Origin of the sequence: Streptomyces sp. NL15-2K, assembly GCF_030551255.1 — a bacterium.
Taxonomy (GTDB): Bacteria; Actinomycetota; Actinomycetes; order Streptomycetales; family Streptomycetaceae; genus Streptomyces.
Genome location: NZ_CP130630.1, coordinates 8,680,277 through 8,706,258, shown reverse-complemented (window position 1 = coordinate 8,706,258; position 25,982 = coordinate 8,680,277). Strand labels below are relative to the sequence as shown.

The window sequence follows — 25,982 nt, the reverse complement described above, 5'->3', positions numbered from 1 at the left end:
GTGGAAGAGAGCGGGGGGAGGACGGCTTTACACCCCGCGATCACGCTCTGCATGTGCCGTACCACCATGCGGCACTCCGCGATCCGCTTGCAGCAGAGTGGGCGTGGGTGTCCGGCACCGTCGCCGCCCAGCACCGGGCAGCGCTGGGCACCTACGGAGACGTGATCGCCCCTTCCGAACGGCACACCCCCGTGCCACCGACCCACGACCCAGGACGAGGGGGCGCAGCATGGACGCATTCACCGCAGGACTTCTGCAGCGCATAAGGGCGACCGAGTCCGATCTGACGCGGGCTCGCGACGAGGGCGACGACTTCCTCGTCGAGGTGGAGCAGGCCGAGCTCGACGACCTGCGCCGCCTCGCCGCCGAACACGGTGTGGAGGTCGGCGCGTACAGCGTCTGATCGGCTCGCACGGCACTACAGCGGGGCCCGGCGAATCCAGCGCCGGGCCCCGCTGTTTTTGCGTCGCCCTGACTGTGGGCTGCGGTGGTGCCGCGTGCCGTCAGTCGTGCCAGGCCCCGAGGTCCTCCAGGAGGCGCTGGAGGGGCTCGAAGACGCCCGGGGTCCCCACCACCGCGAGGTCGCGGGACGGGCGTTCTCCGGGGCGTCCACCGGTCAGGGCGCCCGCCTCGCGGGCGATGAGGTCGCCTGCGGCGAGGTCCCACGCGTTGAGGCCGCGCTCGTAGTAGCCGTCCAGGCGGCCGGAGGCCACGTCGCACAGGTCGACCGCGGCCGAGCCGCTGCGCCGGATGTCCCGCAGCAGGGGGATCAGCCGCTGGGCGACGTCGGCCTGGTGGGCGCGGACCTCGGTGACGTAGTTGAAGCCCGTCGAGACCAGGGCCTGCTCCAGGGGCGGTGCGGGGCGGCAGGCCAGCCTGCGTTCGCCGTCCCAGGCGCCGGTGGCCCAGGCGCCCCCGCCGCGGACCGCGTGGTACGTCTCGCCGCGCATCGGGGCCGCGACGACCCCGGCCACTGGCTCGCCGTCCTGCTCGGCCGCGATGGAGACGGCCCAAGTGGGCAATCCGTACAGGTAGTTGACCGTGCCGTCGAGCGGGTCGATCACCCAGCGGACGCCGCTCGTGCCCTCGGTGGCGGCGCCCTCCTCACCGAGGAAGCCGTCGTCGGGGCGCTGCTCGGAGATCAGGTCCGTGATCAGCTTCTCCGCCGCGATGTCCATCTCGGTGACCACGTCGATCGGGCTCGACTTGGTCGCGGCGACCGTGAGGTCGGCCGGGCGGCCGTCCCGCAGCAGCGCACCCGCGCGGCGGGCGGCCTCCTGGGCGAGCTTCAGCAGTTCCGCGTGCAGGGGGTCGGTCACGGGGCTCCTCACGCGTAGGGGCTGTCGGCGCCCGCGGCGGCGGGGCGCGGGGCACGGGCGGGGCAGCAGCCGATCGGGCAGAGCTGGTGATCGGGGCCGAGCGCGCCCAGGGCGCAGGGGGTGACCTCCTGGCCGCGTTCGACCGAGGCGCGCTCCAGGACGAGGTCGCGGATCGCGGCGGCGAACCGCGGGTCGGCGCCGACGGTGGCCGAGCGGCGCATCGGCAGGCCCAGCTCCTCGGCCTTGCCCTTGGCCTCCGTGTCGAGGTCGTACAGGACCTCCATGTGGTCGGAGACGAAGCCGATGGGCGCGATGACGACCGCCGGAACCCCGGCCGCGTGCCGCTCGTCCAGGTGGTCGCAGATGTCGGGCTCCAGCCAGGGGATGTGCGGGGCGCCGGAGCGGGACTGGTAGACGAGCTGCCAGGGGTGGTCGACGCCGGTGCGCTCACGGACGGCGTCGGCGATCAGCCGCGCCACGTCCAGGTGCTGCCTGACGTACGCGCCGCCGTCACCGTGGCCCTCGACCGGGCCGGAGGTGTCCGCGGACGCGGTCGGGATCGAGTGGGTCGAGAAGGCGATGTGGGCGCCGTCGCGGACGTCCTCGGGCAGGTCGGCGAGGGACTGGATCACCCCGTCGATCATTGGCTCCAGGAAGCCGGGGTGGTTGAAGTAGTGGCGCAGCTTGTCGACCTTTGGCAGCTCCAGGCCCTCGGCCTGAAGGGTCGCCAGCGAGTCGGCGAGGTTCTCGCGGTACTGGCGGCAGCCGGAGTAGGAGGCGTAGGCGCTGGTGGCGAGGACCAGGATGCGGCGGCGGCCGTCCGTGACCATCTCGCGCAGGGTGTCCGTCAGGTAGGGCGCCCAGTTGCGGTTGCCCCAGTAGACCGGCAGGTCCAGGCCGTGGTCCGCGAAGTCCTTGCGGAGGGCGTCCAGCAGGGCGCGGTTCTGGTCGTTGATCGGGCTGACGCCGCCGAACAGGAAGTAGTGCTGACCCACTTCCTTCAGGCGTTCCTTGGGGATACCGCGCCCCCGCGTCACGTTCTCCAGGAACGGAACCACGTCGTCCGGGCCCTCGGGGCCGCCGAACGAGAGCAGGAGCAGGGCGTCATAGGGGGTTGCGTCGTGGGGGGTGACATCGGGCGCGTCTGGCATGGGTCGATCCTGCCACCCGGCACTGACAGCCCGGAAACGGCGGGGTGACCACTGCTGGTCAAGCCCGTCGGCAGGGGTGCATTAGGGTCACCTAATCAGTAAGCTCTATAAACTGCGTTCGCACCTTACTGAGCCCTTCCGGAGACCCCGTTGCCCAGCCCCTACCTCGCCCTGTTCGCCGCCCCCGGCTCCAAGGGCTTCTCCGCCGCGGGGTTCCTCGGCCGCATGCCGCTGTCGATGATGGGCATCGGCGTGGTGACCATGGTGTCCCAGCTCACCGGGCGGTACGGCCTGGCCGGCGCCCTGTCGGCCACCATCGCGCTCGCCGCCGCGGTGGCGGGTCCGCAGGTGTCGCGTCTGGTGGACCAGTACGGGCAGCGGCGGGTGCTGCGCCCGGCGACGCTGATCTCGCTCGTCGCGGCGGCGGTGCTGCTGTTCGCCGCGCACTACGGCTGGCCGGACTGGACGCTGTACGCGGCCTGCGTCGGCATCGGCTGTGTGCCGAGCATCGGGGCGATGATCCGGTCCCGCTGGGCGGCGCTCTACCGGGGCACTCCGCAGCTGCACACCGCGTACTCCTTCGAGTCCGTGATCGACGAGGTGTGCTTCATCTTCGGGCCGATCATCTCCATCGGCCTGTCCACGGCCTGGTTCCCGGAGGCCGGCCCGCTGCTCGCCGCCTGCTTCCTGGCGGTCGGCGTCTTCTGGCTGACCGCGCAGCGCGCCACCGAGCCGGCGCCGCATCCGCGTGAGCACCGCGGCGCCGGCTCGGCCCTGCGCGCTCCGGGCCTGCAGGTCCTGGTGGCCACCTTCGTGGCGACGGGCGCGATCTTCGGGGCCGTCGACGTGGTCACCGTGGCCTTCGCCGACGAGCAGGGACACAAGGGCGCCGCGAGCGTCGTCCTCGCGCTGTACGCGGCGGGCTCCTGCGCCGCCGGGATCGTGTTCGGGCTGCTGCGCTTCAAGGGAGCGCCGGAACCTCGCTGGCTGCTGGGCGTCTGCACGATGGCCGTGAGTATGATCCCCCTCCTACTGGTCGGAAACTTGCCGTTTCTGGCCGTGGCGCTGTTCGTTGCGGGCTTGTCCATCGCTCCCACGATGATCACGACGATGTCCCTCATCGAGCAGCACGTACCACGCGCGCACCTGACCGAGGGCATGACCTGGGTGAGCACCGGGCTCGCGGTCGGGGTCGCGCTCGGCTCCTCGGTGGCCGGCTGGGTGATCGACGCCGCCGGTGCGCGGGCCGGGTACGGGGTTCCCGCGGTGTCCGGGGCCGTCGCGGTCGCGGTCGGTTTCCTCGGGTACCGCCGGCTCAGCAGGCCGGCTCCGCGTCGGGGAGGGACCGTTGAGCAGCACAGCGAGCGCGAAGAACGGCACGTGGCGTAACTGGGGAGGCAATGTCGCCGCCCGCCCGGCGCGGGAGGTCACTCCCGCCTCGGTCGAGGAACTCTCCGACGCGGTGCGGAAGGCGGCCGAGGACGGCCTGAAGGTCAAGGCCGTCGGCTCCGGGCACTCCTTCACGTCCATCGCCGCCACCGACGGTGTGTTGATCCGCCCTCAGCTCCTCACCGGCATCCGCAGCATCGATCGCGAGGCCGGCACGGTCACGGTCGAGGCCGGCACCCCGCTCAAGAGGCTCAACATGGCCCTGGCCCGCGAGGGTCTGTCGCTCACCAACATGGGCGACATCATGGAGCAGACGGTCTCCGGGGCGACCAGCACCGGTACGCACGGCACCGGCCGCGAGTCGGGCTCGATCGCCGCGCAGATCAAGGGCCTTGAGCTGGTCACGGCCGATGGTTCGGTGCTCACCTGCTCCGAGAAGGAGAACCCGGAAGTCTTCGCGGCGGCCCGAATAAGCCTGGGCGCTCTCGGCATAGTCACCGCGATCACCTTCGCCGTGGAGCCCGTCTTCCTGCTCACGGCTCGTGAGGAGCCGATGCCCTTCGACAAGGTCGTGGCCGAGTTCGACCAACTGTGGGCCGAGAACGAACATTTCGAGTTCTACTGGTTCCCGCACACCGGCAGCACCAACACCAAGCGCAACAACCGCAGCGCGGGCCCGGAACAGCCGGTGGGGCAGCTCGCGGGCTGGTTCGAGGACGAGTTCCTCTCCAACGGCGTCTTCCAGGTGGCCCAGTGGGTCGGCCGCGCGATGCCCGCGACGGTGCCGGCGATCGCGCAGATCTCCAGCAAGGCGCTGTCCGCGCGGACCTACACCGACATTCCCTACAAGGTCTTCACGTCTCCGCGCCGGGTGCGCTTCGTGGAGATGGAGTACGCCGTTCCGCGCGCGGCCGTGGCCGACGCGCTGCGCGAACTCAAGGCGATGGTCGACCGTTCCGCCCTCCGGGTCAGCTTCCCGGTCGAGGTGCGCACCGCGCCGGCCGACGACATCACGCTGTCCACCGCTTCGGGCCGCGACAGTGCGTACATCGCCGTCCACATGGTCAAGGGGGCGCCCTACCAGGCGTACTTCACCGCTGCCGAGCGGATCTTCACCGCGCACGAGGGCCGGCCGCACTGGGGCAAGGTGCACACGCGAGACGCCGAATACTTCGCCCAGGTGTACCCACGTTTCGGCGAGTTCACGGCACTTCGGGACGAACTGGATCCCGATCGACGGTTCCAGAACGACTACTTGCGGCGGGTGTTGGGGGCGTAGCGGACGCGCCGGGGGACGGACTTGGCCAACCGGCCGCGCGGGAAGGCGGCGCACGGACGAAACCATTAGTTCCGTTTCCGGCGATTGCGTGAATTACGCCACGTTCAAGATCCAGAAAACCGCGGCACGACGGCCGAGCGCCACCCCTTGCCGGAAGTTGGGCGGCGTGCCAATCCACGCACGTGGCCCAAATGGAGTACTGTTGCGAGCCCTGGGTCAGGTCTCCCGCCAGGGCGTCCATGGCCTTCAAGGACCGCCAGGAGGGGGCTAGTTGCACAGGGTGACGGAGTTGGTCACTTAGCGTTGCGAATAGGTAACCGTGCCATAACGGCGATCCAGGGCCCGTGCCCGACACGCCGGGCAACTCGGCAAGGTTGTGGCAGGCTGCACCCGGGCAGGCCACACTCGACTAGCGGAAGCAGCGACGCACGTGACGTCGGCAGGCACCACCCGGGAGGTCCCCATGCCCGAACTGCGTGTCGTGGCCGTCTCCAATGACGGCACACGGCTGGTGCTGAAGGCTGCCGACTCTACGGAGTACACCCTTCCTATCGACGAACGCCTGCGCGCAGCCGTGCGCGGCGACCGTCCCCGCCTCGGCCAGATCGAGATCGAGGTGGAGAGCCATCTCCGCCCCCGTGACATCCAGGCGCGTATACGAGCCGGCGCGACCGCGGAAGAGGTCGCACAGATGGCCGGGATCCCCGTCGATCGCGTACGGCGCTTCGAGGGCCCCGTACTCGCGGAGCGCGCCTTCATGGCCGAACGGGCCAGGAAGACCCCGGTCCGCCGTCCCGGCGAGAACGCCGGACCCCAACTCGGCGAGGCCGTCCAGGAGCGGCTGCTGCTGCGCGGCGCCGAGAAGGACACGGTCCAGTGGGACTCGTGGCGCCGCGACGACGGCACCTGGGAGGTCCTGCTGGTCTACCGGGTCGCGGGCGAACCCCACTCGGCGAGCTGGACGTACGACCCGCCCAGGCGGCTCGTCCAGGCCGTCGACGAGGAGGCGCGCTCGCTGATCGGCGAGTCCGAGGACCTCGCCGCCACCCCGGAGCCCAGCTTCCCGTTCGTCCCGCGCATCGCACGGCTGCCGCGCGACCGTCCGCTGGACCGTGCCCTCGACCGGGAGCGGCCCAGCCTGCCGGCGCCGTCGCTCGACGAGCCCGCCGCCGAGGAGAGTGCGGGCGAGCGGGACTCGCTGACCAGCCTGCTGGAGGCGGTGCCGAGCTTCCGCGGCGACCTGGTGGTCCCGGAACGCCCGGCGGAGGAACCCGAGGAGGAAGAGCCCCCCGCCCCGGAACCCGAGGAGGAGGAGCCTCCCGCCCCCGCGGCCTCGGCCGGTTCCGCCTACGCGGACGTCCTCATGCCCCGTTCCGTCGGCAGCCACCGCGACCGCCTCATCGGCTCCACCGACCGCCAGGCCGAGGCGGACGGCGTCCGCCCTGGCCGCCGGGCGGCCGTGCCGAGCTGGGACGAGATCGTGTTCGGGACGCGGCGCAAGAAGCAGGAGTAGGAAGCAGGAGTGGTCGGTCGTACGACGCCTGGATCAGTCGTACCCAGGTCGGTCGTACGACGTCTGGAGGGGCCCGCGCCGTTCGGTGCGGGCCCCTCCAGGTGTGCGCCTACTGCGGTTCGGGCCCCACGGCGACCGGCCGCGACGGATCCGACGACCACTGCGACCAAGAGCCGACGTACAGCGCCGCCGGGATACCCGCGACCGCCAGCGCCAGTACCTCGTGGGCGGCCGAGACGCCCGATCCGCAGTACACCCCGACCTCGGAACCGTCGGACACGCCCAGCGCCTTGAACCGGGCGCCCAACTCCTCCGCGGGCAGGAACCGCCCGTCCGCCCCCACGTTCTCGTTCGTGGGTGCGGACACGGCCCCGGGGATGTGCCCGCCGACCGGATCGATCGGCTCCACCTCGCCCCGGTACCGCTCCCCCGCCCGCGCGTCCAACAGCACCCCGGAACGCGCCAGCGCCGCGGCCCCGTCCGCATCGAGCAAGCCGGTCGCGCCCGGCACCGGCTCGAAGTCGCCCTCGGCCGGCTCGGGCACCTCCGTCGACAGCTCCCCCTGCCACGCCGGCAACCCGCCGTCGAGGACCCGCACGTCCGGGTGACCCGTCCAGCGCAACAGCCACCAGGCACGGGCCGCCGCCCAGCCCTGGCCCCCGTCGTACACGACCACCGGCGTCCCGGACGAAACCCCCGCGCGGCGCATGGCGGCGCCGAACTCCGCGAGGTCGGGCAGCGGGTGCCGGCCGCCGGTGCCGGGCGTCGCGGCGAGCTCCCTGTCCAGGTCGACGAAGACGGCGCCGGGGATGTGCCCGGCCGCGTACTCGGCACGGCCGTCGAACGACGGCTCCCCGGCCGCCTTGGCCACGCTCAGCTGCCAGCGGACGTCGAGCAGGACCGGCGGGTTCTCCCCTGCCAGCTGGCTCGCGAGATCGGATGCGGAGATGATGGCGTTCATGGCCACCATCCTTGCGCATGGGGGTGGCCGCTACGTCCATGCCCGGCTACTCTGCCCGCCGGGCAGCTCCGATCACGAGGCGTACTGGATCGGGCACATGCTGTACAGCCGATCGACACCCGTCGGCCATCCGCCTGACACGGTCGGGAACGCGCACAGACGGCATTGTCCGGGCACGGGCCACGGTCCGGCGGCGCGCCCGGGGCGGGCGGGGGTGCGAGCATCGGCACGGGGGTCCGTCAGAGCGGACGCGACATGGCCACCGCGAGGGGCCGAGGAGAGAGTGACGATGACCGAGGCAAGGGGGTCGGCCGGCCCGAACGGCGAGACGCACGCTCGGCACGTGCCCGGCACGCCCTGCTGGGTGAGTCTGATGGTGCACGGCATGGCCGCGACCCAGGAGTTCTACGGATCGCTGTTCGGCTGGGAGTTCCGGCCGGGCCCTCAGCAACTCGGCCCCTATGTCCGGGCCCTGCTCGACGGACATGAGGTGGCCGGGATCGGCCAACTGCCGCCCGACCGCCACCTCTCCATCGCCTGGACGCCCTACCTCGCCTCGGACGACGTGGATTTGACGGCCGAAACGGTATGCCTGTGCGGCGGCACGGTCGGGGTGGGCCCACTGGACGCGGAGGAGGCCGGGCGTCTGATGATCGGCTCCGATCCGTCGGGCGCCGTCTTCGGCGTGTGGCAGGCGGCGGCGCATCTCGGCACGTCCATCGGCTCGGTGCCCGGGACGCCGGCCTGGCACGAGTTGCTGACCTTCGAGTCCGTGAGCGTCGCCAAGTTCTACGAGACGGTGTTCGGTCACGAGGAGGAGCCGGTGGTGTCCACCGACTTGGACTACGTGATCCTGCACATCGGCGGCCGCCCCGTCGCCGGCATCCACGGGGTGGGAGGCGCCGTGTCCCGCGACCGGGGGCCGCACTGGGTGACGTACTTCGAAGTGGCCGACACGGACGAGGCGGCGGCCCACGTGGCGGACCTGGGCGGTCACGTCCTCAAACCGCCCCGGGACAGCGCCCACGGCCGGGTGGCGATGGTGGCGGATCCAGAAGGCGCGCGGTTCTCCCTGCTGCAGCGGCCACGCTGATCATGACCAGCGGCCAGCCACGGATCGACCGCGTGAACAACGCCGTAGGTCAATGCGGCCGGCCGGAGATGCTCACCGACGCGCTGGTCATCCTGCGGCGGTGGTGGCGTCGGCACAGCACCTCGTAACCGACCTCGGCGGCCGGGCGGTTCACGTCGCCGACGACGACCTGTTCACCCTCCACCACCATCTCGCCGCCCAACGTACGGGCGTTGTGCGTGGCGCGCGCCCCGCACCAGCACATCGCCTCCACCTGGAGCGTCTCTATCCGGTCCGCCAGCTCGATCAGGCGCTGCGAGCCGGGGAACAGCCTGGTCCGGAAGTCGGTGGTGATGCCGAAGGCGTAGACGTCCAGGGCCAGGTCGTCCACAGCACGCGCCAGTTGGTCGATCTGCTCCGGCGCGAGGAACTGCGCCTCGTCCACGATCAGGTAGTCGACCTTGCCGCCCCGCGCCATGCAGTCCACGACGTAGCCGAAGAGGTCCATGTCCGGCCCGGCCTCGACCGCCTCCGTGACCAGGCCGAGCCGCGAGGAAAGCTTTCCCTCGCCGGCGCGGTCGTCACGGGTGAAGATCACGCCCTGGAGGCCGCGCGCCGAGCGGTTGTGCTCGATCTGGAGAGCCAGCGTGGACTTCCCGCAGTCCATCGTTCCGGAGAAGAACACCAGCTCGGGCATGGCGGGTTGAGCACCTTTCGGTTTTCGGTGACGGACGGTGGCCGGGGTGGGCGTCAGGAGCGTACTTCGAGCAGCGGGACGAGCTGCTCGGCGGGGGTCATGGAACCGTGGTTGCCGACCATCGACGACTCCTTCGGCTCTCGCTCCGAGGCGATGAGGAGCACGTCGTCGCGCGCGGCGGCGACCACGTCGCCGATCCGCTCGTACACCCGCCGTTCGACCTGGTCGGGCCGCCCGAACCAGCCCGCCGCGACCGCCTCGTCCCGCGAGGCCACCCAGAACTGCTCGCCGATGACCTCGCGCCAGCAGGTCAGCACGTCGTTCTCGGCGCCCGGCACCGCGTAGACGTGCCGGGCGCGGCCCTCGCCGCCCAGCAGGGCGACACCGGCGCGCAGTTCCCAGTCCGCGTCGAAGTCGATGCGGTGCTCTTCGTCGAAGGGCACGTCGATCATGCCGTGGTCGGCGGTGACGTAGAGCGCGGTGCGCGGGGGCAGTTGCTCGGCCAGGCGCTGGACCAGCCGGTCGACGTGCATCAGGCGACCGCGCCAGGTGTCGGAGTCGACGCCGAAGCGGTGGCCGGCGCCGTCGACCTCTGCGTAGTACGTGTAGACCAGGGAGCGGTCTTTGGCGGCCAGTTGCTCGGCCGCGAGGTCCATGCGGTCCTCGCCGGACATCCGCCCGTGGAACGTTCCGCCGCTGAGCGCGACCTTGGTCAGCGGGGTGCTCTCGAAGGTGGGGGACGACACCTGGGCCGCGTGCACACCGGCCCGGTCGGCCAGTTGGAAGACGGTGGGGTACGGCTGCCAGACATGCGGCGGGGTCCACGGCTGCCAGCGCAGCTGGTTCATCAGCTCGCCGGTGTCCGGGTTGCGCACGGCGTAGCCGGGCAGGCCGTGGGCGCCGGGGGGCAGACCGGTGCCGATGGAGGCCAGGGAGGTCGCGGTGGTGGCCGGGAAGCCGGCGGTGATCGGGCGCCCGGTGCCGCCGCGTGAGGTGCCGAGGAGCGAGTTCATGAAGGGGGCTTCGTCCGGGTGCCCGCGCAGCTGCTCCCAGCCCAGGCCGTCGATCAGGAACACGCAGTTCCGGTCGGCGGGGGTGAGCTCCGGGATCGCCGCGGTCATGCCCGGTACGGCCAGACCGGCGGCCAGCGTGGGCAGCAGGTCGGCGAGCGAACCGGTGCCGTACGCGGGGACGGGCGCGGAGTCGAGGGCGAGCGGTTCCGGGTGGTGGCCCCAGGCGGAGACGGGCTGCGCCATCAGCGGGTGACGTCCGCGGTCGCTTCGGAGATGGCCTGCGCGAAGGCGAGCGCCTGGCGCACCGTCTCCGGGCCGTCCCCGGCCTCGCTCACGCGCAGGCTCAGGTCGTCCGCCGTCGAGTTGCCCGTGTAGCCGTGGTCGGCCTCGCAGTTGGGGTCGCCGCAGGCGGCCGGCTCCAGGTCGATCCGGGAGACGGCGCCCCAGCCGATGGTCAGCACGACCTCGCGGGGCAGCGTGCCCGGAGCGTACTGCTCCGGGTTCGCGACGACGCGGCTCACCACGACCGACGAGATCCGGCCGAGCTTGACCGACTCGGTGGAGGTCGTGGCGTACGGCGTCGGGGACGTGCTGTCGGCGGCCTGCTCGTCGGTGTGGCTGACGATGAAGCGGTTGCCGGTGAGGACGAGGACGGTCACATGCCGCCGCACCTCGTTCTGATCGAACGTCGTCTCCTGATGGACCAGGTACGACTGGATGGGCTCGCCACCCAAAGCGGCCTCCACCGCCTCGGCCACGAGGGCCGGGTAGTAGCCGCTGCGCTCGATCGCCGCACGCAGCCCCTGGGTCGTAGTACTGGTCTTGGCCATGACGCCCATCCTACGGCGACCCACTGACTGCGAGGGACGCTCGCGGCGGTCTCCGTGGGCTCGGCCCGTCCCGGGCACTGAGATGGGCGTCCGTACGCGTCAGTACGCCGGGAGCGTCCTCGGGCCGAGGTCGTCGCGGGCCGGCGGGGGCGCCAGGCGGACGGAGGCGCCGAGCACGCTCAGGCCGCGCGGGGCGACGACGACCGGTTCCAGGGTGACCGCGACGACCTCCGGGTGGTCGTCGACCAGCCGGGAGACCCGCAGCAGCAGCTCTTCGAGGGCGGAGGCGTCGACCGGGGCCGAGCCGCGCCAGCCGAAGAGGAGGGGCGCCGTGCGGATCGAACGGATGAGCGAGGTCGCCTCGCGGTCGGTGACGGGGATCAGCCGGTGCGCCATGTCCCCGAGCAGCTGCGTGGCGGCCCCGGCCAGCCCGAACGACAGTACGGCCCCTGCCGCCGGGTCGATGACGGCCCGCACGACGGTGTCGACACCCCGCGGGGCCATCCCCTGCACCACCGGCCGAAGCTCCTGAGGCGTCCCGAACAAGTCGGTCAACTCGGCGTACGCCCGCCGCAGTTGCTCCTCGTCCGTGAGATCCAGGCGTACGCCGCCCAGGTCGGCGCGGTGTCGCAGGTGCGGGGCGGTGGCCTTGAGGGCGACCGGGTAGCCGAGGGTGCGGGCGGCTCGGGCGGCGTCGTCGGGGGTGGGGGCGGGCAGGGCGCGGTGCGCATGGATGCCGTACTTGCCGAGCAGCTCGCAGGTCTCCTCGGTACCGAGGGTGAGCCCCTGCCCGCGGGCCAGCAGCCCGTCGATCAGCTCGGCGGCCCCCTTCTCGTCGATGTCCTCGTACTCGGGCACCTTCCCGGGCTCGGCGACGTCCCGCCGCCACTGCGCGTACCGGACGACCTCGGAGAGGGCGCGGACGGCGCGTTCGGCGGCGGGGTAGGCGGGGATGAGGCGGGAGCCGTTGTGGGGAGCGCGCACATCTGCCGCTACTGCCGCCGTGGGCAGTCGTTCCGCAGGGCGATGGGGGTCCCCCCGCTCGAGCGAAGCCGAGAGTGGGGGAGGGTGGGCACGGCCAGCAACGACGGGGGCGTTGGAACCGGCCTGTGGTGCGGTGCTAGCCGCAGCCGACAACGCTTCCGCAAGACCCCCGAGCTCCACATGCACCACGAGCACAGGCTTCCCCGGCACCCGCTCGGCAGCGGACCTCAGGGCTTCAGCCAACGCCGCATCCCCAGCCAGCCCCTCCCCCACAGCCGGTATCGCCGTAACAACGACCGCATCGCAAGCGTCATCCGCCAACGCCCGCGACAACGCCCCATGAAAGTCCCCCGGCGACGCCCCCGTCGTCAGATCCAACGGAGGCAACGGCCGCAAACCCTCGGAGAGACACGCGTCGTACGTCAGCACCCCCAAAGACTCGGAGTTCCCCAGAATCGCCACCCGCGACCCGCCGGGCAGCGGCTGCCGCGCGAGCAGCAGCCCCGTGTCCACCAGCTCCGTGATCGTCTCCACCCGGATCACCCCGGCCTGCCGGAGCAACGCGGACACCGTGGCATGCGGCAACCGAGTCGCCCGTACGGCATGCCCCTGCGGACCGGAACCGGCCCCCTGCACCACGACCAGCGGCTTCGCCGCCGCCGTCCGTCGCGCGAGCCGCGTGAACTTACGCGGGTTGCCGATGGACTCCAGGTACATGAGGACGACATCGGTGTCGGTGTCGTCGTACCAGTACTGGAGGACGTCGTTGCCGGACACGTCCGCCCGGTTGCCGGACGAGACGAAGGTCGACACGCCGGTCACACCGGTGACCCCGCCGCCGCGCCGGTGCAGCCGGGACAGCAGGGCGATACCGATGGCGCCGGACTGGGCGAACAGCCCGATCCGCCCGGGCCGGGGCATCTCGGGCGCGAGGGAGGCGTTCAGCCGGACGTCCGGGGAGGTGTTGATGATCCCGAACGCGTTCGGCCCGATGATCCGCATGCCGTACGCGCGCGCGTGCCGGACGAGTTCGCGCTGCCGCTCGCGGCCCTCGGGCCCGCTGTCGGCGTACCCGGCGGACAGTACGACCAGCCCCTGCACGCCATGGGTGCCGCACTCCTCGACGACCTCGGGGACATGCTCCGCGGGCACGGCGACGACCGCGAGGTCGACCGGCCCCTCGATGTCCCGCACCGAGCGGTGGGCGGGCACGCCGTCGAGTTCCTTCTGCTGCTCGGGGAAGGCCCTGTTCACGGCGTACAGCAGACCCGTGAACCCGGCGTCCCTGATGTTGTCGAGGACGCTTCGCCCGACGCCTCCGGGCGCGCGGCCGGTCCCGACCACGGCGACGGAACCGGGCATGAGCAGCCGCTGCACGGACCGCGCCTCGGCCCGCTGTTCGCGCGCGTACTGCACGGCGAGCGAGCGGTCCGTCGGCTCCAGGTCGAACTCCAGGCGTACGACGCCGTCCTCGAAGCTGCGCTTCTGGGTGTACCCGGCGTCCGTGAACACCTTGATCATCTTGCTGTTGGCGGGCAGCACCTCGGCGGCGAACCGGCGGATCCCGCGCTCGCGCGCGACGGCCGCGATGTGCTCGAGGAGGGCGGAGGCGACCCCGCGCCCCTGGTGGGCGTCCTGCACGAGGAAGGCGACCTCGGCCTCCTCGGCGGGGGCAGAGGCGGGCATGCCGTCGGCGCCGATGCGGTCGTAGCGTACGGTGGCGATGAACTCGCCGCCGATGGTGGCCGCGAGTCCCACCCGGTCCACAAAGTCGTGGTGCGTGAAGCGGTGGACGTCCTTGGCGGACAGGCGAGGGTAGGGCGCGAAGAAGCGGTAGTACTTCGACTCGTCCGAGACCTGCTCATAGAAGCTGACGAGGCGATCGGCGTCATCAACGGTGATGGGCCGGATGCGCGCGGTACCACCGTCGCGCAGCACCACGTCGGCCTCCCAGTGGGCGGGATACTCGTGCCGGTCCGGCGAGGTCTGCATGGGCCCCAGAGTACGGCTCGCGTACGACAACGGCGCGGGGCGGTCTCGCGTACGACGACGGGCGCGGGGCAGTCTGTGGAGGACGGAAGTCGGGCCGAGGCCGCGGTCCGACGACACCTGAGGGGCGGGACGAAGTACCGCTCCGGGCATGCTTCACGATATGGGAAACTGGTCTAGACAACCCTGATACACCGAAGGGCAGCATCACATGGCTGAGCGCCGCGTCAACGTCGGCTGGGCCGAGGGTCTTCACGCCCGCCCCGCTTCCATCTTCGTCCGGGCCGCCACGGCCGCAGGTATCCCGGTGACGATCGCCAAGGCCGACGGCAACCCCGTCAACGCGGCCTCCATGCTGGCCGTCCTCGGACTGGGCGCCCAGGGTGGCGAGGAGATCGTCCTCGCCTCCGACGCCGAGGGGGCGGACGTCGCCCTCGACCGTCTCGCGAAGCTGGTCTCCGAGGGGCTCGAGGAGCTCCCCGAGACTGTCTGAGCAATCCGAGCACCCTATTGACGCTCGCGGCGGTCGTCGCCTGAAAGGCGCACCTTCCGCAGCACCGAAGGGCTCGCCCGAATTATCGGGCGGGCCCTTCGTATTTCCCGTCTACGGGCAGCGAAAATAATCCCCCGCGAATTCCACCCTCTTTGTATACGGCGCCCGTGTTAATGCCGCAGGCTCGTCATGTTTACGGGATGTTGCGAGTTCCTCACACGCTCCACGCGCTCCGGGCCGGAGGCGAAACGCAGTCGGTGCGCCGCCGTCGCGCGTTCCGTGTGCAGCGCCGTGAGCCCCCGCGCGCGTTCGCTGTCGCCGCGCGCCACGGCGTCGACGATCGCCCCGTGCTCCGTCCAGGACTCCACGGGGTTGGCCGGCGCCTCCACGGCGTACATCCAGGCGATCTTGTGGCGCAGCTGGGTCAGCATCGACGTCAGCGAGGTGCTGCCGGAGGCCTGGGCGAGCGTCTCGTGGAACCAGCCCCCCAGGGAGCGCAGGTCCTCGCTGTTGCCCCGCTTGGCCCGCTCCTGTCCCAGCCGGACCAGCCCGCGCAGCACCTTCAGGTGGGCCTCGGTGCGCCGCTGGGCGGCCCGGTAGGCGCCGAGCGGCTCCAGGAGCATGCGCATCTCCAGCAGGTCGGCACCCTCCTGCTCGGTGGGTTCCGCGACGCACGCGCCCGCGTGCCGCCTGGTCACCACGAAGCCCTCCGCCTCCAGCGTGCGCAGGGCCTCCCGGACGGGGACGCGCGAGACGCCGTAGCGGCGCGCGAGGAGTTCCTCGGTGAGCCGGCTGCCGCGCTCGTAGACACCCGCGACGATGTCATCCCGGATCGCCGTGCATACCGAGTGCGCCGGAATACGCATGACCGACCTCCGCCTTAATCCCCGTGAAACGTCGACGATTGACGTGTGTTCAGTGACTCTATTGCAATGAGCCAGAATTTCCGATGGCGGGCCGGAATCCATGGATATTTTTTGGACAGTCGATCGTCGGAAACACCGAAAGCCCCGGCTCGGAGAGCCGGGGCTTCGGGTGTCTCGCCGTCTGTCGTCAGACGTTCACGCCGTGCGAGCGGAGGTAGGCGACGGGGTCGATGTCCGAGCCGTACTCGGCCGTCGTACGGGCCTCGAAGTGCAGGTGCGCACCGGTGACGTTGCCGGTCGCGCCGGAGAGGCCTATCTGCTGGCCCGGGGTGACCGTCTGGCCCGCCGAGACGCCGATGGACGACAGATGGCCGTACTGGGTGTAGGTGCCGTCGTTCATCTTGATCACGATCTGGTTGCCGTACGACCCGCCCCAGCCGGCCTCGACGACGGTGCCGGAGCCGACCGCGTGGACCGACGTGCCGCTCGACGCGTGGAAGTCGACGCCGGTGTGGCTGCCGGAGGACCAGACGGCGCCGCCGGTCTTGTAGCCGGTCGAGATGTACGAGCCGGAGATCGGGGAGACGAAGGTGTTGAGGCGCTTGCGCTCGGCCTCGCGGGCGGCGCGCTCCTTGGCCTCGCGCGCCTCCTTGGCCGCCTCGGCGGCCCTCTCGCGTGCTGCCTCCTCGGCCTTCTTCCGCGCCTCGGCGGCCTGCTTCTCGGCCTCGGCCTCCTCGGCGGCCTGCTGCTGCGCGGCGGCCTGGGCGTCGATCTGGTCGGCGATCGAGTCGCCGATGGTGATGACGGGGGTGAGACCGGTCTGCTCGGCGGCGGGTTCGGCGGCGAGCGCCGGAGCGGCCAGGGTGCCGATGACGCCGGTGGTGGCGATCGCCGCGACACCTGCCGCCTGGGCGGTGCCGCGCTTCATCCGGCCGGTACGACGGTGCTTCCCGGTGGCGCACATGAACGCCATGTGGTGGCTGGTCCTTTCCTTCCCTCTCGCCTACCGGGTTAGCTGACGGGTTCGGAGCAGGAAGGTCTCCTACGGACCCCCTCGCTGCGCGCGCGGGCGTCCGATTCACCCCAGGGACTGCGGTGGGTCCCCGGCTCCCCTGGCTCGCGCCGTACGGGGACTCGGCGATGACTGTCCGGTGCCGCGGGTGCGGCGCGGTGCCTGACGGACAGCCCGCACGAAGCTAAACGGGGCCTCTGTCAATCCTCAAACAGATCAGGGTTTTTGTAGCGCATGCCACAGGGCAGACAGGCAACCTCTCCCTCAATTCGGACATCAAGGGGCCCTGGTGACTTGTGCGTCACCAGGGCCCCACGCGCGCGTGCGCCTGCTCCTGCGCCTCCTGCCGCGTCTACTCCGCCGAGACGACGGTGACTTGGCCGATGGCGAGGGCCTCCACAGGCTTCTTGATCTGCGCCGCGTCACCCACGAGGATCGTCACCAGACGGTCCACCGGGAAGGCGCTCACGGCCGCCGCGGTGGCCTCCACGGTGCCGGTCGCGGCGAGTTGCTGGTACAGCGTCGCCTGGAAGTCGTCCGGCAGGTGCTGCTCGACCTGGTCGGCCAGCGTGCTCGCCACGGCGGCGGCCGTCTCGTACTTCAGCGGCGCCACCCCGACGAGGTTCTGCACGGCGACGTCGCGCTCGGCGTCGGTCAGGCCCTCCGCCGCGAGCGTGCGCAGCACCGTCCACAGGTCCTGCAGGGCCGGGCCGGTGTTCGGGGTGTCGACCGAGCCGCTGATGGCGAGCATCGCCGCGCCGGTGCCGTCGGGCGCCGACCGCAGGACCTGCCCGAACGCCCGCACGCCGTAGGTGTAGCCCTTCTCCTCGCGCAGGACGCGGTCCAGGCGGGAGGTGAGGGTGCCGCCGAGGCAGTACGTGCCGAGCACCTGCGCGGGCCACACCCGGTCGTGCCGGTCCGGGCCGAGACGGCCGATGAGCAGCTGCGTCTGGACGGCGCCCGGACGGTCCACGATGACGACCCGGCCGGTGTCGTCGGCGGTCACCGGCGGCACCGGCCGCGGCTGGGCCGAGGAGCCGGTCCAGGAGCCGAGCGTGTCGCCGAGCAGCCCGTCGAGCTCGATCCCGGTGAGGTCGCCGACGACCACGACGGTGGCGGTGGCGGGACGGACGTGCTTCTCGTGGAAGGCGCGTACGGCCGCGGAGTCGATGGCGGCGACCGTCTCCTCGGTGCCCTGGCGGGGACGCGACATGCGCGAGGTCGCCGGGAACAGCTCCTTGGAGAGCTCCTTGGCGGCGCGGCGCGAGGGGTTGGCCAGCTCGTGCGGGATCTCGTCGAGGCGGTTGCGCACCAGCCGCTCGACCTCGCTGTCGGCGAACGCGGGCGCCCTGAGGGCATCGGCGAGCAGGCTCAGCGCCTTGGCCAGGCGCGAGGCCGGAACCTCCAGGGACAGACGTACGCCGGGGTGGTCGGCGTGCGAGTCGAGCGTGGCGCCGCAGCGCTCCAGCTCGGCGGCGAAGTCCTCGGCGGAGTGCTTGTCGGTGCCTTCGGAGAAGGCCCGCGCCATGATCGTGGCGACGCCGTCCAAGCCGGCCGGCTCGGCCTCCAGGGGCGCGTCGAGGAGCACCTCCACGGCGACGACCTGCTGACCGGGGCGGTGGCAGCGCAGCACCGTCAGGCCGTTGTCGAGGGCGCCGCGCGTGGGGGCCGGGAACGCCCAGGGCCTGGCCTCGCCCGCCCGGGGCTGGGGGTGGAACTCCATCGTGGCGAGCTCGGTCACTTGGCCGCCTCCTCGTTGTCGTCGGTGGCTTCCACGGTGGCCTCGGCCTCCGGGTCTTCGGGGGGATCCGCGTCCTCGGTGTGCTCCGCGATCTCGGCGGAGATCGGCTCGTAGACGAGCACCGCGCGGTTGTCGGGGCGCAGGCGGGCCTTGGCGACCTCCTGGACCTCCTCGGCCGTCACCTCCAGCACGCGCTGTACGGCGGTGAGGGCGAGCTGGGGGTCGCCGAACAGGACGGCGTACCGGCACAGTTCGTCGGCGCGGCCGGCGACCGTGCCGAGCCGGTCCAGCCACTCGCGCTCCAACTGGGCCTGGGCGCGCTCCATTTCCTCGGCCGTGGGGCCCTCCTCGGCGAACCGGGCGAGCTCCTCGTCGATGGCGGCCTCGATGACCGGCACCTCGACGTCACCGGAGGTCTTCACGTCCAGCCAGCCCAGGGACGGTGCTCCGGCCAGCCGCAGCAGGCCGAAGCCGGCCGCGACGGCCGTACGGTCGCGACGGACGAGCCGGTTGTACAGGCGGGAGGACTCGCCGCCGCCGAGGACGGTGAGCGCCAGGTCGGCCGCGTCGCACGCGCGCGTGCCGTCGTGCGGCAGCCGGTAGGCCGCCATGAGGGCGCGGGCCGGGACCTCCTCCTCGACGACCTCGCGCAGCTGCTCGCCGATGACCTCGGGCAGCGAGCCGTCCCGGGGGGCGGGCTTGCCGTCGTGCCCGGGGATGGACCCGAAGTACTTCTCGACCCAGGCGAGCGTCTGCTCCGGGTCGATGTCGCCGACCACGGAGAGTACGGCGTTGTTCGGCGCGTAGTAGGTGCGGAAGAACGCCCGCGCGTCCTCAAGAGTCGCCGCGTCCAGATCGGCCATCGAGCCGATCGGGGTGTGGTGGTAGGGATGGCCCTCCGGGTAGGCGAGGGCGGTCAGCTTCTCGAACGCCGTGCCGTAGGGGACGTTGTCGTAGCGCTGCCGGCGCTCGTTCTTCACGACGTCCCGCTGGTTCTCCATCGACTCGTCGTCGAGGGCGGCCAGCAGGGAGCCCATGCGGTCGGCCTCCAGCCAGAGGGCGAGCTCCAGCTGGTGGGTGGGCATGGTCTCGAAGTAGTTGGTGCGCTCGAAGCTGGTGGTGCCGTTCAGCGAGCCGCCCGCGCCCTGGATCAGCTCGAAGTGACCGTTGCCCTTGACCTGGCCGGAGCCCTGGAACATCAGGTGCTCGAAAAGGTGAGCCAAGCCGGTACGCTCCTTGACTTCGTGGCGCGAGCCGACGTCGTACCAGAGGCACACCGCCGCGACCGGGGTCAGGTGGTCTTCGGAGAGCACCACGCGCAGGCCGTTGGCCAGGCGGTGCTCGGTCGCTGTCAGGCCCCCGGAGCCTGCCTGGGCTGTGGCCGTGTGACCCATGGGCATGTACGTCCCTTCGATCGCGGTCGCGGTCCTCGAAACCGCGGTTTTCCTGCCGTTCCTGCCACTGTATGCAAGCGTGCGAAGGGGCGGCGAAGTTCCCGGGCGGGGTACGCCCAGAGCGAGATCGCGTAGCCTGCGGGCAGCCGCGGTCGGGCGCCTGCCCGAGGCCGGGCGTGGCGGCCGATCCCAGGCCCCGGCCCGCACTGTCAGTCCCGCGGTCCACAATGGTCCGAGTCAGATCCCGTTCACGCTTCAGCACGAGTGAGCCGAAGTGGCGCGTCGGTGCCGAGAGGGCGAGGGCGCTTCAGGCCCGAAGGGCTGAGCACAGCCGTCCTCTCGACACCGACTTCAGCGCCCCGTAGGCGAGCGACCAGAAACAGGAGGAGCCGGCAGCGATGGCCCGCCGCAGCACGAAGACCCCGCCGCCCGACGATTCGTACGAGGAGAAGATCCTCGACATCGACGTCGTCGACGAGATGCAGGGCTCCTTCCTCGAGTACGCGTACTCGGTCATCTACTCCCGCGCCCTGCCGGACGCCCGCGACGGCCTCAAGCCGGTGCACCGCCGCATCGTCTACCAGATGAACGAGATGGGCCTGCGCCCCGACCGCGGTTATGTGAAGTGCGCCCGCGTGGTCGGCGAGGTCATGGGTAAGTTGCACCCCCACGGCGACGCGTCGATCTACGACGCCATGGTGCGCATGGCCCAGCCCTTCTCGATGCGCGTCCCGCTGGTCGACGGCCACGGCAACTTCGGCTCGCTGGGCAACGACGACCCGCCGGCCGCCATGCGGTACACCGAGTGCCGGCAGGCCCCGGCGACAAGCCTGATGACCGAGTCGATCGACGAGGACACGGTCGACTTCACCCCCAACTACGACGGCCAGGAGCAGGAGCCGGTGGCGCTGCCCGCCGCCTTCCCGAACCTCCTGGTCAACGGCGCCTCGGGCATCGCCGTCGGCATGGCCACCAACATGCCGCCGCACAACCTGGCCGAGGTCATCGCGGCCGCCCGCCACCTGATCCGCTACCCGAACGCGGATCTTGACGCCCTGATGAGGCATGTCCCGGGCCCTGACCTGCCCACCGGCGGCCGTATCGTCGGCCTGACCGGCATCCGGGACGCCTACGAGACGGGCCGCGGCACGTTCAAGATCCGCGCGACGGTGTCCGTGGAGAACGTGACGGCGCGCCGCAAGGGCCTCGTCGTGACCGAGCTGCCCTTCACGGTCGGCCCGGAGAAGGTGATCGCCAAGATCAAGGACCTGGTGGGCTCGAAGAAGCTCCTGGGCATCGCCGACGTCAAGGACCTCACCGACCGCGCGCACGGCCTGCGCCTGGTCATCGAGATCAAGAACGGCTTCGTGCCGGAGGCGGTCCTGGAGCAGCTCTACAAGCTGACGCCGATGGAGGAGTCCTTCGGCGTGAACAACGTGGCACTGGTGGACGGCCAGCCGCTCACCCTGGGCCTGAAGGAGCTCCTGGAGGTCTACCTCGACCACCGCTTCGAGGTCGTACGCCGTCGCAGCGAGTTCCGCCGCACCAAGAAGCGCGACCGTCTGCACCTGGTCGAGGGCCTGCTCACCGCGCTGGTGGACATCGACGAGGTCATCCGCCTCATCCGCTCCAGCGACAACTCCGCGCAGGCCAAGGAGCGCCTGATGGAGCGCTTCTCGCTGAGCGAGATCCAGACCCAGTACATCCTGGACACGCCGCTGCGCCGGCTCACCAAGTACGACCGCATCGAGCTGGACGCGGAGAAGGACCGGCTCAACGCCGAGATCGCGGAGCTGACCCGGATCCTCGACTCGGACGCCGAGCTGCGCAAGCTGGTCTCCGCCGAACTGGCCCAGGTGGCGAAGAAGTTCGGCACCGAGCGGCGTACGGTCCTGCTGGAGTCGGCGGGCGCCCCGGCGGCCACCGTGCCGCTCCAGGTGGCGGACGACCCGTGCCGGGTGCTGCTGTCCTCGACGGGTCTGATGGCCCGTACGGCGAACGGCGAGCCGTTCCCGGAGGACGCCGACGCGCGGCGCGCCAAGCACGACGTGATCGTCTCGGCGGTGCCGGCCACGGCGCGCGGCGAGGTGGGCGTGGTGACGTCGGCCGGCCGCCTGCTCCGGGTGAACGTCGTCGACCTGCCCCAGCTCCCGGACACGGCGACGACGCCGACCCTCTCCGGCGGCGCCCCGCTGGCGGAGTTCGTCTCCCTGGAGGGGGACGAGACGGTGGTCTGCCTGACCACGCTCGACGAGTCCTCGCCCGGCCTGGCGCTCGGCACGGAACAGGGCATCGTCAAGCGCGTGGTCCCCGACTACCCGGCCAACAAGGAGGAGCTGGAGGTCATCACGCTCAAGGAGGGCGACCGGATCGTCGGCGCGGTCGAGCTGCGCACCGGCGAGGAGGATCTTGTCTTCATCACGGACGACGCCCAGCTGCTGCGCTTCCAGGCCTCCCAGGTCCGTCCGCAGGGCCGCCCGGCGGGTGGCGTGGCGGGCATCAAGCTCACCGAGGGCGCGAAGGTCATCTCCTTCACGGCCGTGGATCCGGCGGTGGACGCGGTGGTGTTCACGGTCGCGGGCTCGCGCGGCACGCTCGACGACTCCGTCCAGACGACGGCCAAGCTGACCCCGTTCGACCAGTACCCGCGCAAGGGCCGCGCCACCGGCGGCGTCCGCTGCCAGCGGTTCCTGAAGGGCGAGGACTGTCTGTCGCTGGCCTGGGCGGGCGCGGTCCCGGCCAAGGCGGCACAGAAGAACGGCACACCGGCCGACCTCCCGGAGATGGACCCGCGCCGCGACGGCTCGGGCGTGTCGCTGGGGAAGCCGGTGGCGGTGGTGGCGGGGCCGGTCTAGGCCCGGTCGTCAAATTCCCGTCGTCCGCCCGAAGGGCGGGCCGCGCGCCCCGCCGCGATGGGGGTCCCCCCGCTCGAGCGAAGCCGAGAGTGGGGGAGGCTGATGTCCGCGTAGGTGCGTGCTCTCGGCGTGCCGGGCGCAGGCCCTCGTACTGGTTGTACGTGGGTCTGCGCCCGGTGCGGCGAGAGCACGTGCATGGCGTCGCGGGGCAGGCGGGAATTTGACGACCGGGCCTAGGCCTCCTGGAAGGCCTCTTCCTCCGGGGCCTGTACGTAGCGCAGGACGCCCCACATGCCATCCTCGTCGGCGTGTGGGGCGTCGCTCTCGCACCCCGCCAGTTCCTTGCCGAGGGCGGGCGAGTCGATGCCGGAGCCGATGAGCACCAGCTGGGTGAGGCGGGCGTCGGCGGCCGGCCGCGGCTCCGGGTAGAAGCGCAGGAACCGCCCGACGGCATGAATGGCGTAACGGTTCGTGACGTCGTACGGCCCGAAGTCGACGTACCCCTTGATCCGGTACAGCCCCTCGGGCCTGCTGTCGAGGAACCGCATGAGCCGGCGCGGGTCGAGGGGCGCTTCGGAGACGAAGGACAGGCTGTCGTAGCCGGCGTGCAGATGATGCCCGTGACCGTCGTCCGCGCCGTGTTCGTGCAGGTCGTCGAAGGACAGCTGCCCGACGCGCTCCTCGCTCGGCCGGCAGTCGAAGAGGAACTCGGGGTCGATCCGGCCGTAGCGCGCGGGCACGACGGCGGCGCGGTCGACGAGGGACCGGACCAGACCCAGCACCCGATCACCGTCGGCGGTCCGGTCGAGCTTGTTGACGACGACCAGGTCGGCGAGGCCGAGGTGCCGGTCGATCTCGGGATGCTTCGCGCGGGTGTCGTCGAACTCGGCGGCGTCGACGACCTCGACCAGTCCGCCGTACACGATCCCCGGATGCTCACTGGCGAGCACCATGCGCACGAGTTCCTGTGGTTCGGCGAGCCCGCTGGCCTCGATGACGATGACGTCGATGCCGGTGTCGGGGCGGGCGAGCCGCTCCAGGTAGACGTCGAGTTCGCCGGCGTCCACGGCACAGCACAGGCATCCGTTCCCGAGGGAGACGGTGGAGTCGCCGAGGGCACCGGCGACGGCCATCGCGTCGATCTCGATGGCGCCGAAGTCGTTGACGATGGCGCCGATACGGCTGCCCCCGCTGCTGTGGAGGAGATGGTTGAGGAGGGTGGTCTTGCCGGACCCCAGGAATCCGGCGAGCACGACGACCGGGATCTGTCGCGGACTCCGACTCAATGCGCTACCTCTCTCACGCCGAAGCGTGCGCCGGATCGCCACCGTGCACACGTACGAGGGTTGAATGCCGACCCAGGATACGAGCCGGAAGAATCACCGCGAAGTGAACGATTGTTAGCAGTACTTGCGGGGCAGACGTTGGGCAAGGCGCCGGGGTGTGCGACCCTCGCTTCCCTCCGTGCGCCCCTCTCCGCCTCCCCCGCCGATCAGAGCCGCTCGGCACTCTGGGAGACGGCAAGCGCCGCCCACCGCTCGCCGGTCCCCTTCAGTCGAACCCGCACCCCGACGACCGGCGGACGGCCGCCTGATTCGGGGGTTGACATGGCCACACGGAATTTTGGAGTACAGGGGTTGGGCCCCGTCGCGGCGGCGGGCCTGATGCTCGCCACCGCCACGTTGACTATGGCTTCGCGTCAACGGCGGCTCGAAGAGGCACGCCTGCAGGTGAGGCGCATGGAGCTCGAGGAAATGGCGTCCCGGCGCAAGGCGCTGGCGCACCAACAGCGCATGCACTGGGAGTTGCTGGCCAAGGCCATCGACGATCCCTCCCTCGCGGAGGTGATCGACACCTACGACAAGAGCATCCCGGCCGCGAAGCGGCGCCAGTACTTCTACGCCAACGCCTGGTACGTCAACCTGTACCACCTCTACCGCTCAGGAATCCTGGACCAGGAGGAGCTGTACGGGCACCTGCGTGAACTCTTCCAGAGCCCCCTCCTGCGGGAGTACTGGGAGGCTTCGAAGGGGCAGCGCGCCACTTTGAAGCACTCGTCGGACGAGGCCAGGATCGGGCGCATGGTGGACGGCCTCATCAAGGATCTGGACGAGGCCGAGACGGACGAGTGGTGGGTGGTGGGCAATCCCCCGACAGCGTGACCACCCGCTCCGAACGGGCAACCAGCTGCCCGTGACGACACGGCCAGGTGATTTTTATCCATGTGTCCACGTGGACCCCAGTAGAGTGCCGGTCATATCCATCCATCGCTAAGGTTCAACCTCCCGGCATCCCTTCGAGGTTCACAAACCGCGTCCCTCACGTGAGGACACAGGGTGTGACCTCAGCGGCGCGGGGCGCCATCCCGCACTCGAGGCCTTCGGGCCAGAGGGGAGCCGGTCTTGAAACGCAAGCGCGAGCGGAAGGACCGGTGGTGGATCCACGTACGGCAGCACGTCCAGCGGCACGTCTCTTCGGAGCGCGTATGCGCGTCCTGCGAGGTCTTTCTCGTGATCGCGTGGCTGATCGAGCACCAATCGTGGATCTGAAGCGCGTGAGCCCCAGCTGAGCGATCAGCCAGGGCTCACATCCACCACAAGGAGCTCGCCCTCCGGTCCGTCGGGGCCTAGCCGACGGGAGGGCGGGGTCCTTCGTGCATCTCGGCGCAGCCGCACACGGCTTTCCTGAGACTAGCAACATCGGGCCGTCACCGCGGAGGGTCATGGGTACCGCTGCAGTACACAGCGTCACCATTCCGACCGGTCATTCACCGGCCCGTACGACACGGCAGGTGATCTTTCCCCATATGGCCAAACCACAGGACCAACACCAGTAACCTGCTGCCCAAAACTGTGCCCACACCCATCGTTAAGGACCAGCACCCTTGAAAATCGTGCGCCGCATCGGTGTGCCTCCGAGTGCCCGTGGCAGTGCCTCAGGAGCGAACTGCCCGGATGTGTTCGAGCTGAGCGACGGCAACTTCGCCGTCATCGGCACCGAGGCCACCGAGGCGCTTGAGCAAGAACTGCCTGCCGACGCCTCCCGGGCCGACTACGAGCGCATCGTCATCGTCAGCAGAGAGACACTGATTCGCGCCAAGGCAGACATCCCCGACTCCTGATCCCCGAGCGAGCACGCGTCCACCCCAGACTCGTCCCGTACAGCTTCCCGGCCGCGCAGAACCGCTGAGCGACCCGGGCATCCCCCCACCGAGCAGTCCGTCACCCCGCCACTGCTCGATCACCACCGATGAGGCCTGGCGTCAGAACGGCACCAGGCCACACGCGTGTCACGCGACCCTCGGCACCGCCACCGGCGCCCTCGGCCCCACATACCGCGCCACCGGCCTGATGGTCTTCGATCTTCGCGGTTGCCCGTACGGCTGACCGCGTGGAGCCCAGGCCGCCGCAGCACCTGCCGGAGC

The 25,982-nt window shown here is 71.0% G+C and carries 22 protein-coding genes and 1 riboswitch; of the genes, 10 read left to right on the top strand and 12 right to left on the bottom strand.

Annotation, left to right across the window (positions count from 1 at the left end; genetic code table 11):
• The first annotated feature begins 229 nt into the window (after positions 1–229).
• Positions 230–403, top strand: a complete 174-nt coding sequence (locus Q4V64_RS39105; protein WP_172629090.1) for a hypothetical protein — start codon at positions 230–232, stop codon at positions 401–403.
• Positions 404–503: 100 nt separating this feature from the next.
• On the opposite strand, the gene Q4V64_RS39100 is transcribed toward Q4V64_RS39105, so the two are convergent.
• Together Q4V64_RS39100 and Q4V64_RS39095 are read right to left on the bottom strand one after the other, a co-directional pair.
• The gene (locus tag Q4V64_RS39100) at positions 504–1,319 is read right to left on the bottom strand and encodes an inositol monophosphatase family protein (RefSeq protein ID WP_124438699.1); all 816 of its coding nucleotides are present in this window, start codon (positions 1,317–1,319) and stop codon (positions 504–506) included.
• Between the two features lie 8 nt (positions 1,320–1,327).
• Positions 1,328–2,470: a ferrochelatase gene (locus Q4V64_RS39095; protein ID WP_124438700.1), complete on the bottom strand. Its 1,143-nt coding sequence runs from the start codon at positions 2,468–2,470 to the stop codon at positions 1,328–1,330.
• A gap of 150 nt (positions 2,471–2,620) precedes the next feature.
• Here Q4V64_RS39095 and Q4V64_RS39090 point away from each other — a divergent pair, with 150 nt between their 5' ends.
• The 3 genes from Q4V64_RS39090 (at position 2,621) to sepH (ending at position 6,651) form a co-directional block, all read left to right on the top strand.
• Positions 2,621–3,859 carry an MFS transporter gene (locus tag Q4V64_RS39090; RefSeq protein WP_124438701.1) on the top strand — a complete coding sequence of 413 codons (1,239 nt, stop codon included), beginning with the start codon at positions 2,621–2,623 and terminating at the stop codon, positions 3,857–3,859.
• Positions 3,819–5,138 carry a D-arabinono-1,4-lactone oxidase gene (locus Q4V64_RS39085; protein ID WP_124438702.1) on the top strand — a complete coding sequence of 440 codons (1,320 nt, stop codon included), beginning with the start codon at positions 3,819–3,821 and terminating at the stop codon, positions 5,136–5,138. The genes Q4V64_RS39090 and Q4V64_RS39085 overlap by 41 nt, the downstream gene beginning before the upstream one ends.
• A gap of 463 nt (positions 5,139–5,601) precedes the next feature.
• Positions 5,602–6,651 carry a septation protein SepH gene (gene sepH / locus Q4V64_RS39080; protein ID WP_124438703.1) on the top strand — a complete coding sequence of 350 codons (1,050 nt, stop codon included), beginning with the start codon at positions 5,602–5,604 and terminating at the stop codon, positions 6,649–6,651.
• Positions 6,652–6,760: 109 nt separating this feature from the next.
• Here sepH and Q4V64_RS39075 read toward each other — a convergent pair whose 3' ends face one another.
• The gene (locus Q4V64_RS39075) at positions 6,761–7,612 is read right to left on the bottom strand and encodes a sulfurtransferase (RefSeq protein ID WP_303713986.1); all 852 of its coding nucleotides are present in this window, start codon (positions 7,610–7,612) and stop codon (positions 6,761–6,763) included.
• A gap of 289 nt (positions 7,613–7,901) precedes the next feature.
• Here Q4V64_RS39075 and Q4V64_RS39070 point away from each other — a divergent pair, with 289 nt between their 5' ends.
• Positions 7,902–8,705: a VOC family protein gene (locus Q4V64_RS39070; RefSeq protein WP_124438705.1), complete on the top strand. Its 804-nt coding sequence runs from the start codon at positions 7,902–7,904 to the stop codon at positions 8,703–8,705.
• Between the two features lie 49 nt (positions 8,706–8,754).
• Here Q4V64_RS39070 and Q4V64_RS39065 read toward each other — a convergent pair whose 3' ends face one another.
• The 4 genes from Q4V64_RS39065 to Q4V64_RS39050 all read right to left on the bottom strand — a co-directional run bounded on the left by Q4V64_RS39065 (position 8,755) and on the right by Q4V64_RS39050 (position 14,200).
• Entirely contained in the window at positions 8,755–9,381 is a 627-nt protein-coding gene (locus tag Q4V64_RS39065) for a thymidine kinase (RefSeq protein ID WP_124438706.1), read from the bottom strand.
• A gap of 53 nt (positions 9,382–9,434) precedes the next feature.
• On the bottom strand, positions 9,435–10,637 hold the full coding sequence (locus tag Q4V64_RS39060; RefSeq protein WP_124438707.1) for a nucleotide pyrophosphatase/phosphodiesterase family protein: 1,203 nt from the start codon (positions 10,635–10,637) through the stop codon (positions 9,435–9,437).
• Positions 10,637–11,233 (bottom strand): DUF5998 family protein, encoded by a 597-nt coding sequence (locus Q4V64_RS39055; RefSeq protein WP_124438708.1) that lies wholly within the window; start codon positions 11,231–11,233, stop codon positions 10,637–10,639. The genes Q4V64_RS39060 and Q4V64_RS39055 overlap by 1 nt, the downstream gene beginning before the upstream one ends.
• A gap of 90 nt (positions 11,234–11,323) precedes the next feature.
• Positions 11,324–14,200: a bifunctional GNAT family N-acetyltransferase/acetate--CoA ligase family protein gene (locus Q4V64_RS39050; RefSeq protein WP_124438709.1), complete on the bottom strand. Its 2,877-nt coding sequence runs from the start codon at positions 14,198–14,200 to the stop codon at positions 11,324–11,326.
• Positions 14,201–14,408: 208 nt separating this feature from the next.
• Between Q4V64_RS39050 and Q4V64_RS39045 the strand changes: the two genes are divergently transcribed.
• Entirely contained in the window at positions 14,409–14,690 is a 282-nt protein-coding gene (locus Q4V64_RS39045; RefSeq protein WP_067441040.1) for an HPr family phosphocarrier protein, read from the top strand.
• A gap of 170 nt (positions 14,691–14,860) precedes the next feature.
• On the opposite strand, the gene Q4V64_RS39040 is transcribed toward Q4V64_RS39045, so the two are convergent.
• From Q4V64_RS39040 to Q4V64_RS39025, 4 genes are all read right to left on the bottom strand, one after another.
• Positions 14,861–15,556 carry a GntR family transcriptional regulator gene (locus Q4V64_RS39040; protein ID WP_124438710.1) on the bottom strand — a complete coding sequence of 232 codons (696 nt, stop codon included), beginning with the start codon at positions 15,554–15,556 and terminating at the stop codon, positions 14,861–14,863.
• A gap of 187 nt (positions 15,557–15,743) precedes the next feature.
• A complete protein-coding gene (locus Q4V64_RS39035) occupies positions 15,744–16,529 on the bottom strand; it encodes a M23 family metallopeptidase (protein WP_124438711.1) in 786 nt (261 codons plus the stop codon).
• A gap of 12 nt (positions 16,530–16,541) precedes the next feature.
• A riboswitch (cyclic di-AMP (ydaO/yuaA leader) is annotated at positions 16,542–16,706 on the bottom strand.
• A 214-nt stretch (positions 16,707–16,920) separates the two neighbouring features.
• Positions 16,921–18,309, bottom strand: a complete 1,389-nt coding sequence (locus tag Q4V64_RS39030) for a pitrilysin family protein (protein ID WP_124438712.1) — start codon at positions 18,307–18,309, stop codon at positions 16,921–16,923.
• Positions 18,306–19,703, bottom strand: a complete 1,398-nt coding sequence (locus Q4V64_RS39025; protein WP_124438805.1) for a pitrilysin family protein — start codon at positions 19,701–19,703, stop codon at positions 18,306–18,308. The genes Q4V64_RS39030 and Q4V64_RS39025 overlap by 4 nt, the downstream gene beginning before the upstream one ends.
• Before the next feature lie 398 nt (positions 19,704–20,101).
• On the opposite strand from Q4V64_RS39025, the gene Q4V64_RS39020 reads away from it, so the two are divergent.
• Positions 20,102–22,558, top strand: coding sequence for a DNA topoisomerase IV subunit A (locus tag Q4V64_RS39020; RefSeq protein WP_124438713.1), 2,457 nt, complete (start codon positions 20,102–20,104; stop codon positions 22,556–22,558).
• A gap of 233 nt (positions 22,559–22,791) precedes the next feature.
• On the opposite strand, the gene Q4V64_RS39015 is transcribed toward Q4V64_RS39020, so the two are convergent.
• Positions 22,792–23,844, bottom strand: coding sequence for a GTP-binding protein (locus Q4V64_RS39015; protein ID WP_172629091.1), 1,053 nt, complete (start codon positions 23,842–23,844; stop codon positions 22,792–22,794).
• Positions 23,845–24,165: 321 nt separating this feature from the next.
• Between Q4V64_RS39015 and Q4V64_RS39010 the strand changes: the two genes are divergently transcribed.
• From Q4V64_RS39010 to Q4V64_RS39000, 3 genes are all read left to right on the top strand, one after another.
• Positions 24,166–24,720, top strand: coding sequence for a DUF6082 family protein (locus Q4V64_RS39010; protein ID WP_303713982.1), 555 nt, complete (start codon positions 24,166–24,168; stop codon positions 24,718–24,720).
• Positions 24,721–24,960: 240 nt separating this feature from the next.
• Positions 24,961–25,107, top strand: a complete 147-nt coding sequence (locus tag Q4V64_RS39005; RefSeq protein ID WP_172629092.1) for a hypothetical protein — start codon at positions 24,961–24,963, stop codon at positions 25,105–25,107.
• Between the two features lie 335 nt (positions 25,108–25,442).
• On the top strand, positions 25,443–25,679 hold the full coding sequence (locus Q4V64_RS39000) for a hypothetical protein (RefSeq protein ID WP_124438714.1): 237 nt from the start codon (positions 25,443–25,445) through the stop codon (positions 25,677–25,679).
• Positions 25,680–25,982: the final 303 nt, after the last annotated feature.

Bases quoted from the DNA above. Each gene is read 5' to 3' on its own strand.
- Q4V64_RS39105 (WP_172629090.1), top strand. From the start codon at position 230: ATGGACGCATTCACCGCAGGACTTCTGCAGCGCATAAGGGCGACCGAG.
- Q4V64_RS39095 (WP_124438700.1), bottom strand. From the start codon at position 2,470: ATGCCAGACGCGCCCGATGTCACCCCCCACGACGCAACCCCCTATGAC.
- sepH (WP_124438703.1), top strand. From the start codon at position 5,602: ATGCCCGAACTGCGTGTCGTGGCCGTCTCCAATGACGGCACACGGCTG.
- Q4V64_RS39075 (WP_303713986.1), bottom strand. From the start codon at position 7,612: ATGAACGCCATCATCTCCGCATCCGATCTCGCGAGCCAGCTGGCAGGG.
- Q4V64_RS39070 (WP_124438705.1), top strand. From the start codon at position 7,902: ATGACCGAGGCAAGGGGGTCGGCCGGCCCGAACGGCGAGACGCACGCT.
- Q4V64_RS39065 (WP_124438706.1), bottom strand. From the start codon at position 9,381: ATGCCCGAGCTGGTGTTCTTCTCCGGAACGATGGACTGCGGGAAGTCC.
- Q4V64_RS39060 (WP_124438707.1), bottom strand. From the start codon at position 10,637: ATGGCGCAGCCCGTCTCCGCCTGGGGCCACCACCCGGAACCGCTCGCC.
- Q4V64_RS39055 (WP_124438708.1), bottom strand. From the start codon at position 11,233: ATGGGCGTCATGGCCAAGACCAGTACTACGACCCAGGGGCTGCGTGCG.
- Q4V64_RS39050 (WP_124438709.1), bottom strand. From the start codon at position 14,200: ATGCAGACCTCGCCGGACCGGCACGAGTATCCCGCCCACTGGGAGGCC.
- Q4V64_RS39045 (WP_067441040.1), top strand. From the start codon at position 14,409: ATGGCTGAGCGCCGCGTCAACGTCGGCTGGGCCGAGGGTCTTCACGCC.
- Q4V64_RS39040 (WP_124438710.1), bottom strand. From the start codon at position 15,556: ATGCGTATTCCGGCGCACTCGGTATGCACGGCGATCCGGGATGACATC.
- Q4V64_RS39035 (WP_124438711.1), bottom strand. From the start codon at position 16,529: ATGGCGTTCATGTGCGCCACCGGGAAGCACCGTCGTACCGGCCGGATG.
- Q4V64_RS39025 (WP_124438805.1), bottom strand. From the start codon at position 19,703: ATGGGTCACACGGCCACAGCCCAGGCAGGCTCCGGGGGCCTGACAGCG.
- Q4V64_RS39020 (WP_124438713.1), top strand. From the start codon at position 20,102: ATGGCCCGCCGCAGCACGAAGACCCCGCCGCCCGACGATTCGTACGAG.
- Q4V64_RS39010 (WP_303713982.1), top strand. From the start codon at position 24,166: ATGGCCACACGGAATTTTGGAGTACAGGGGTTGGGCCCCGTCGCGGCG.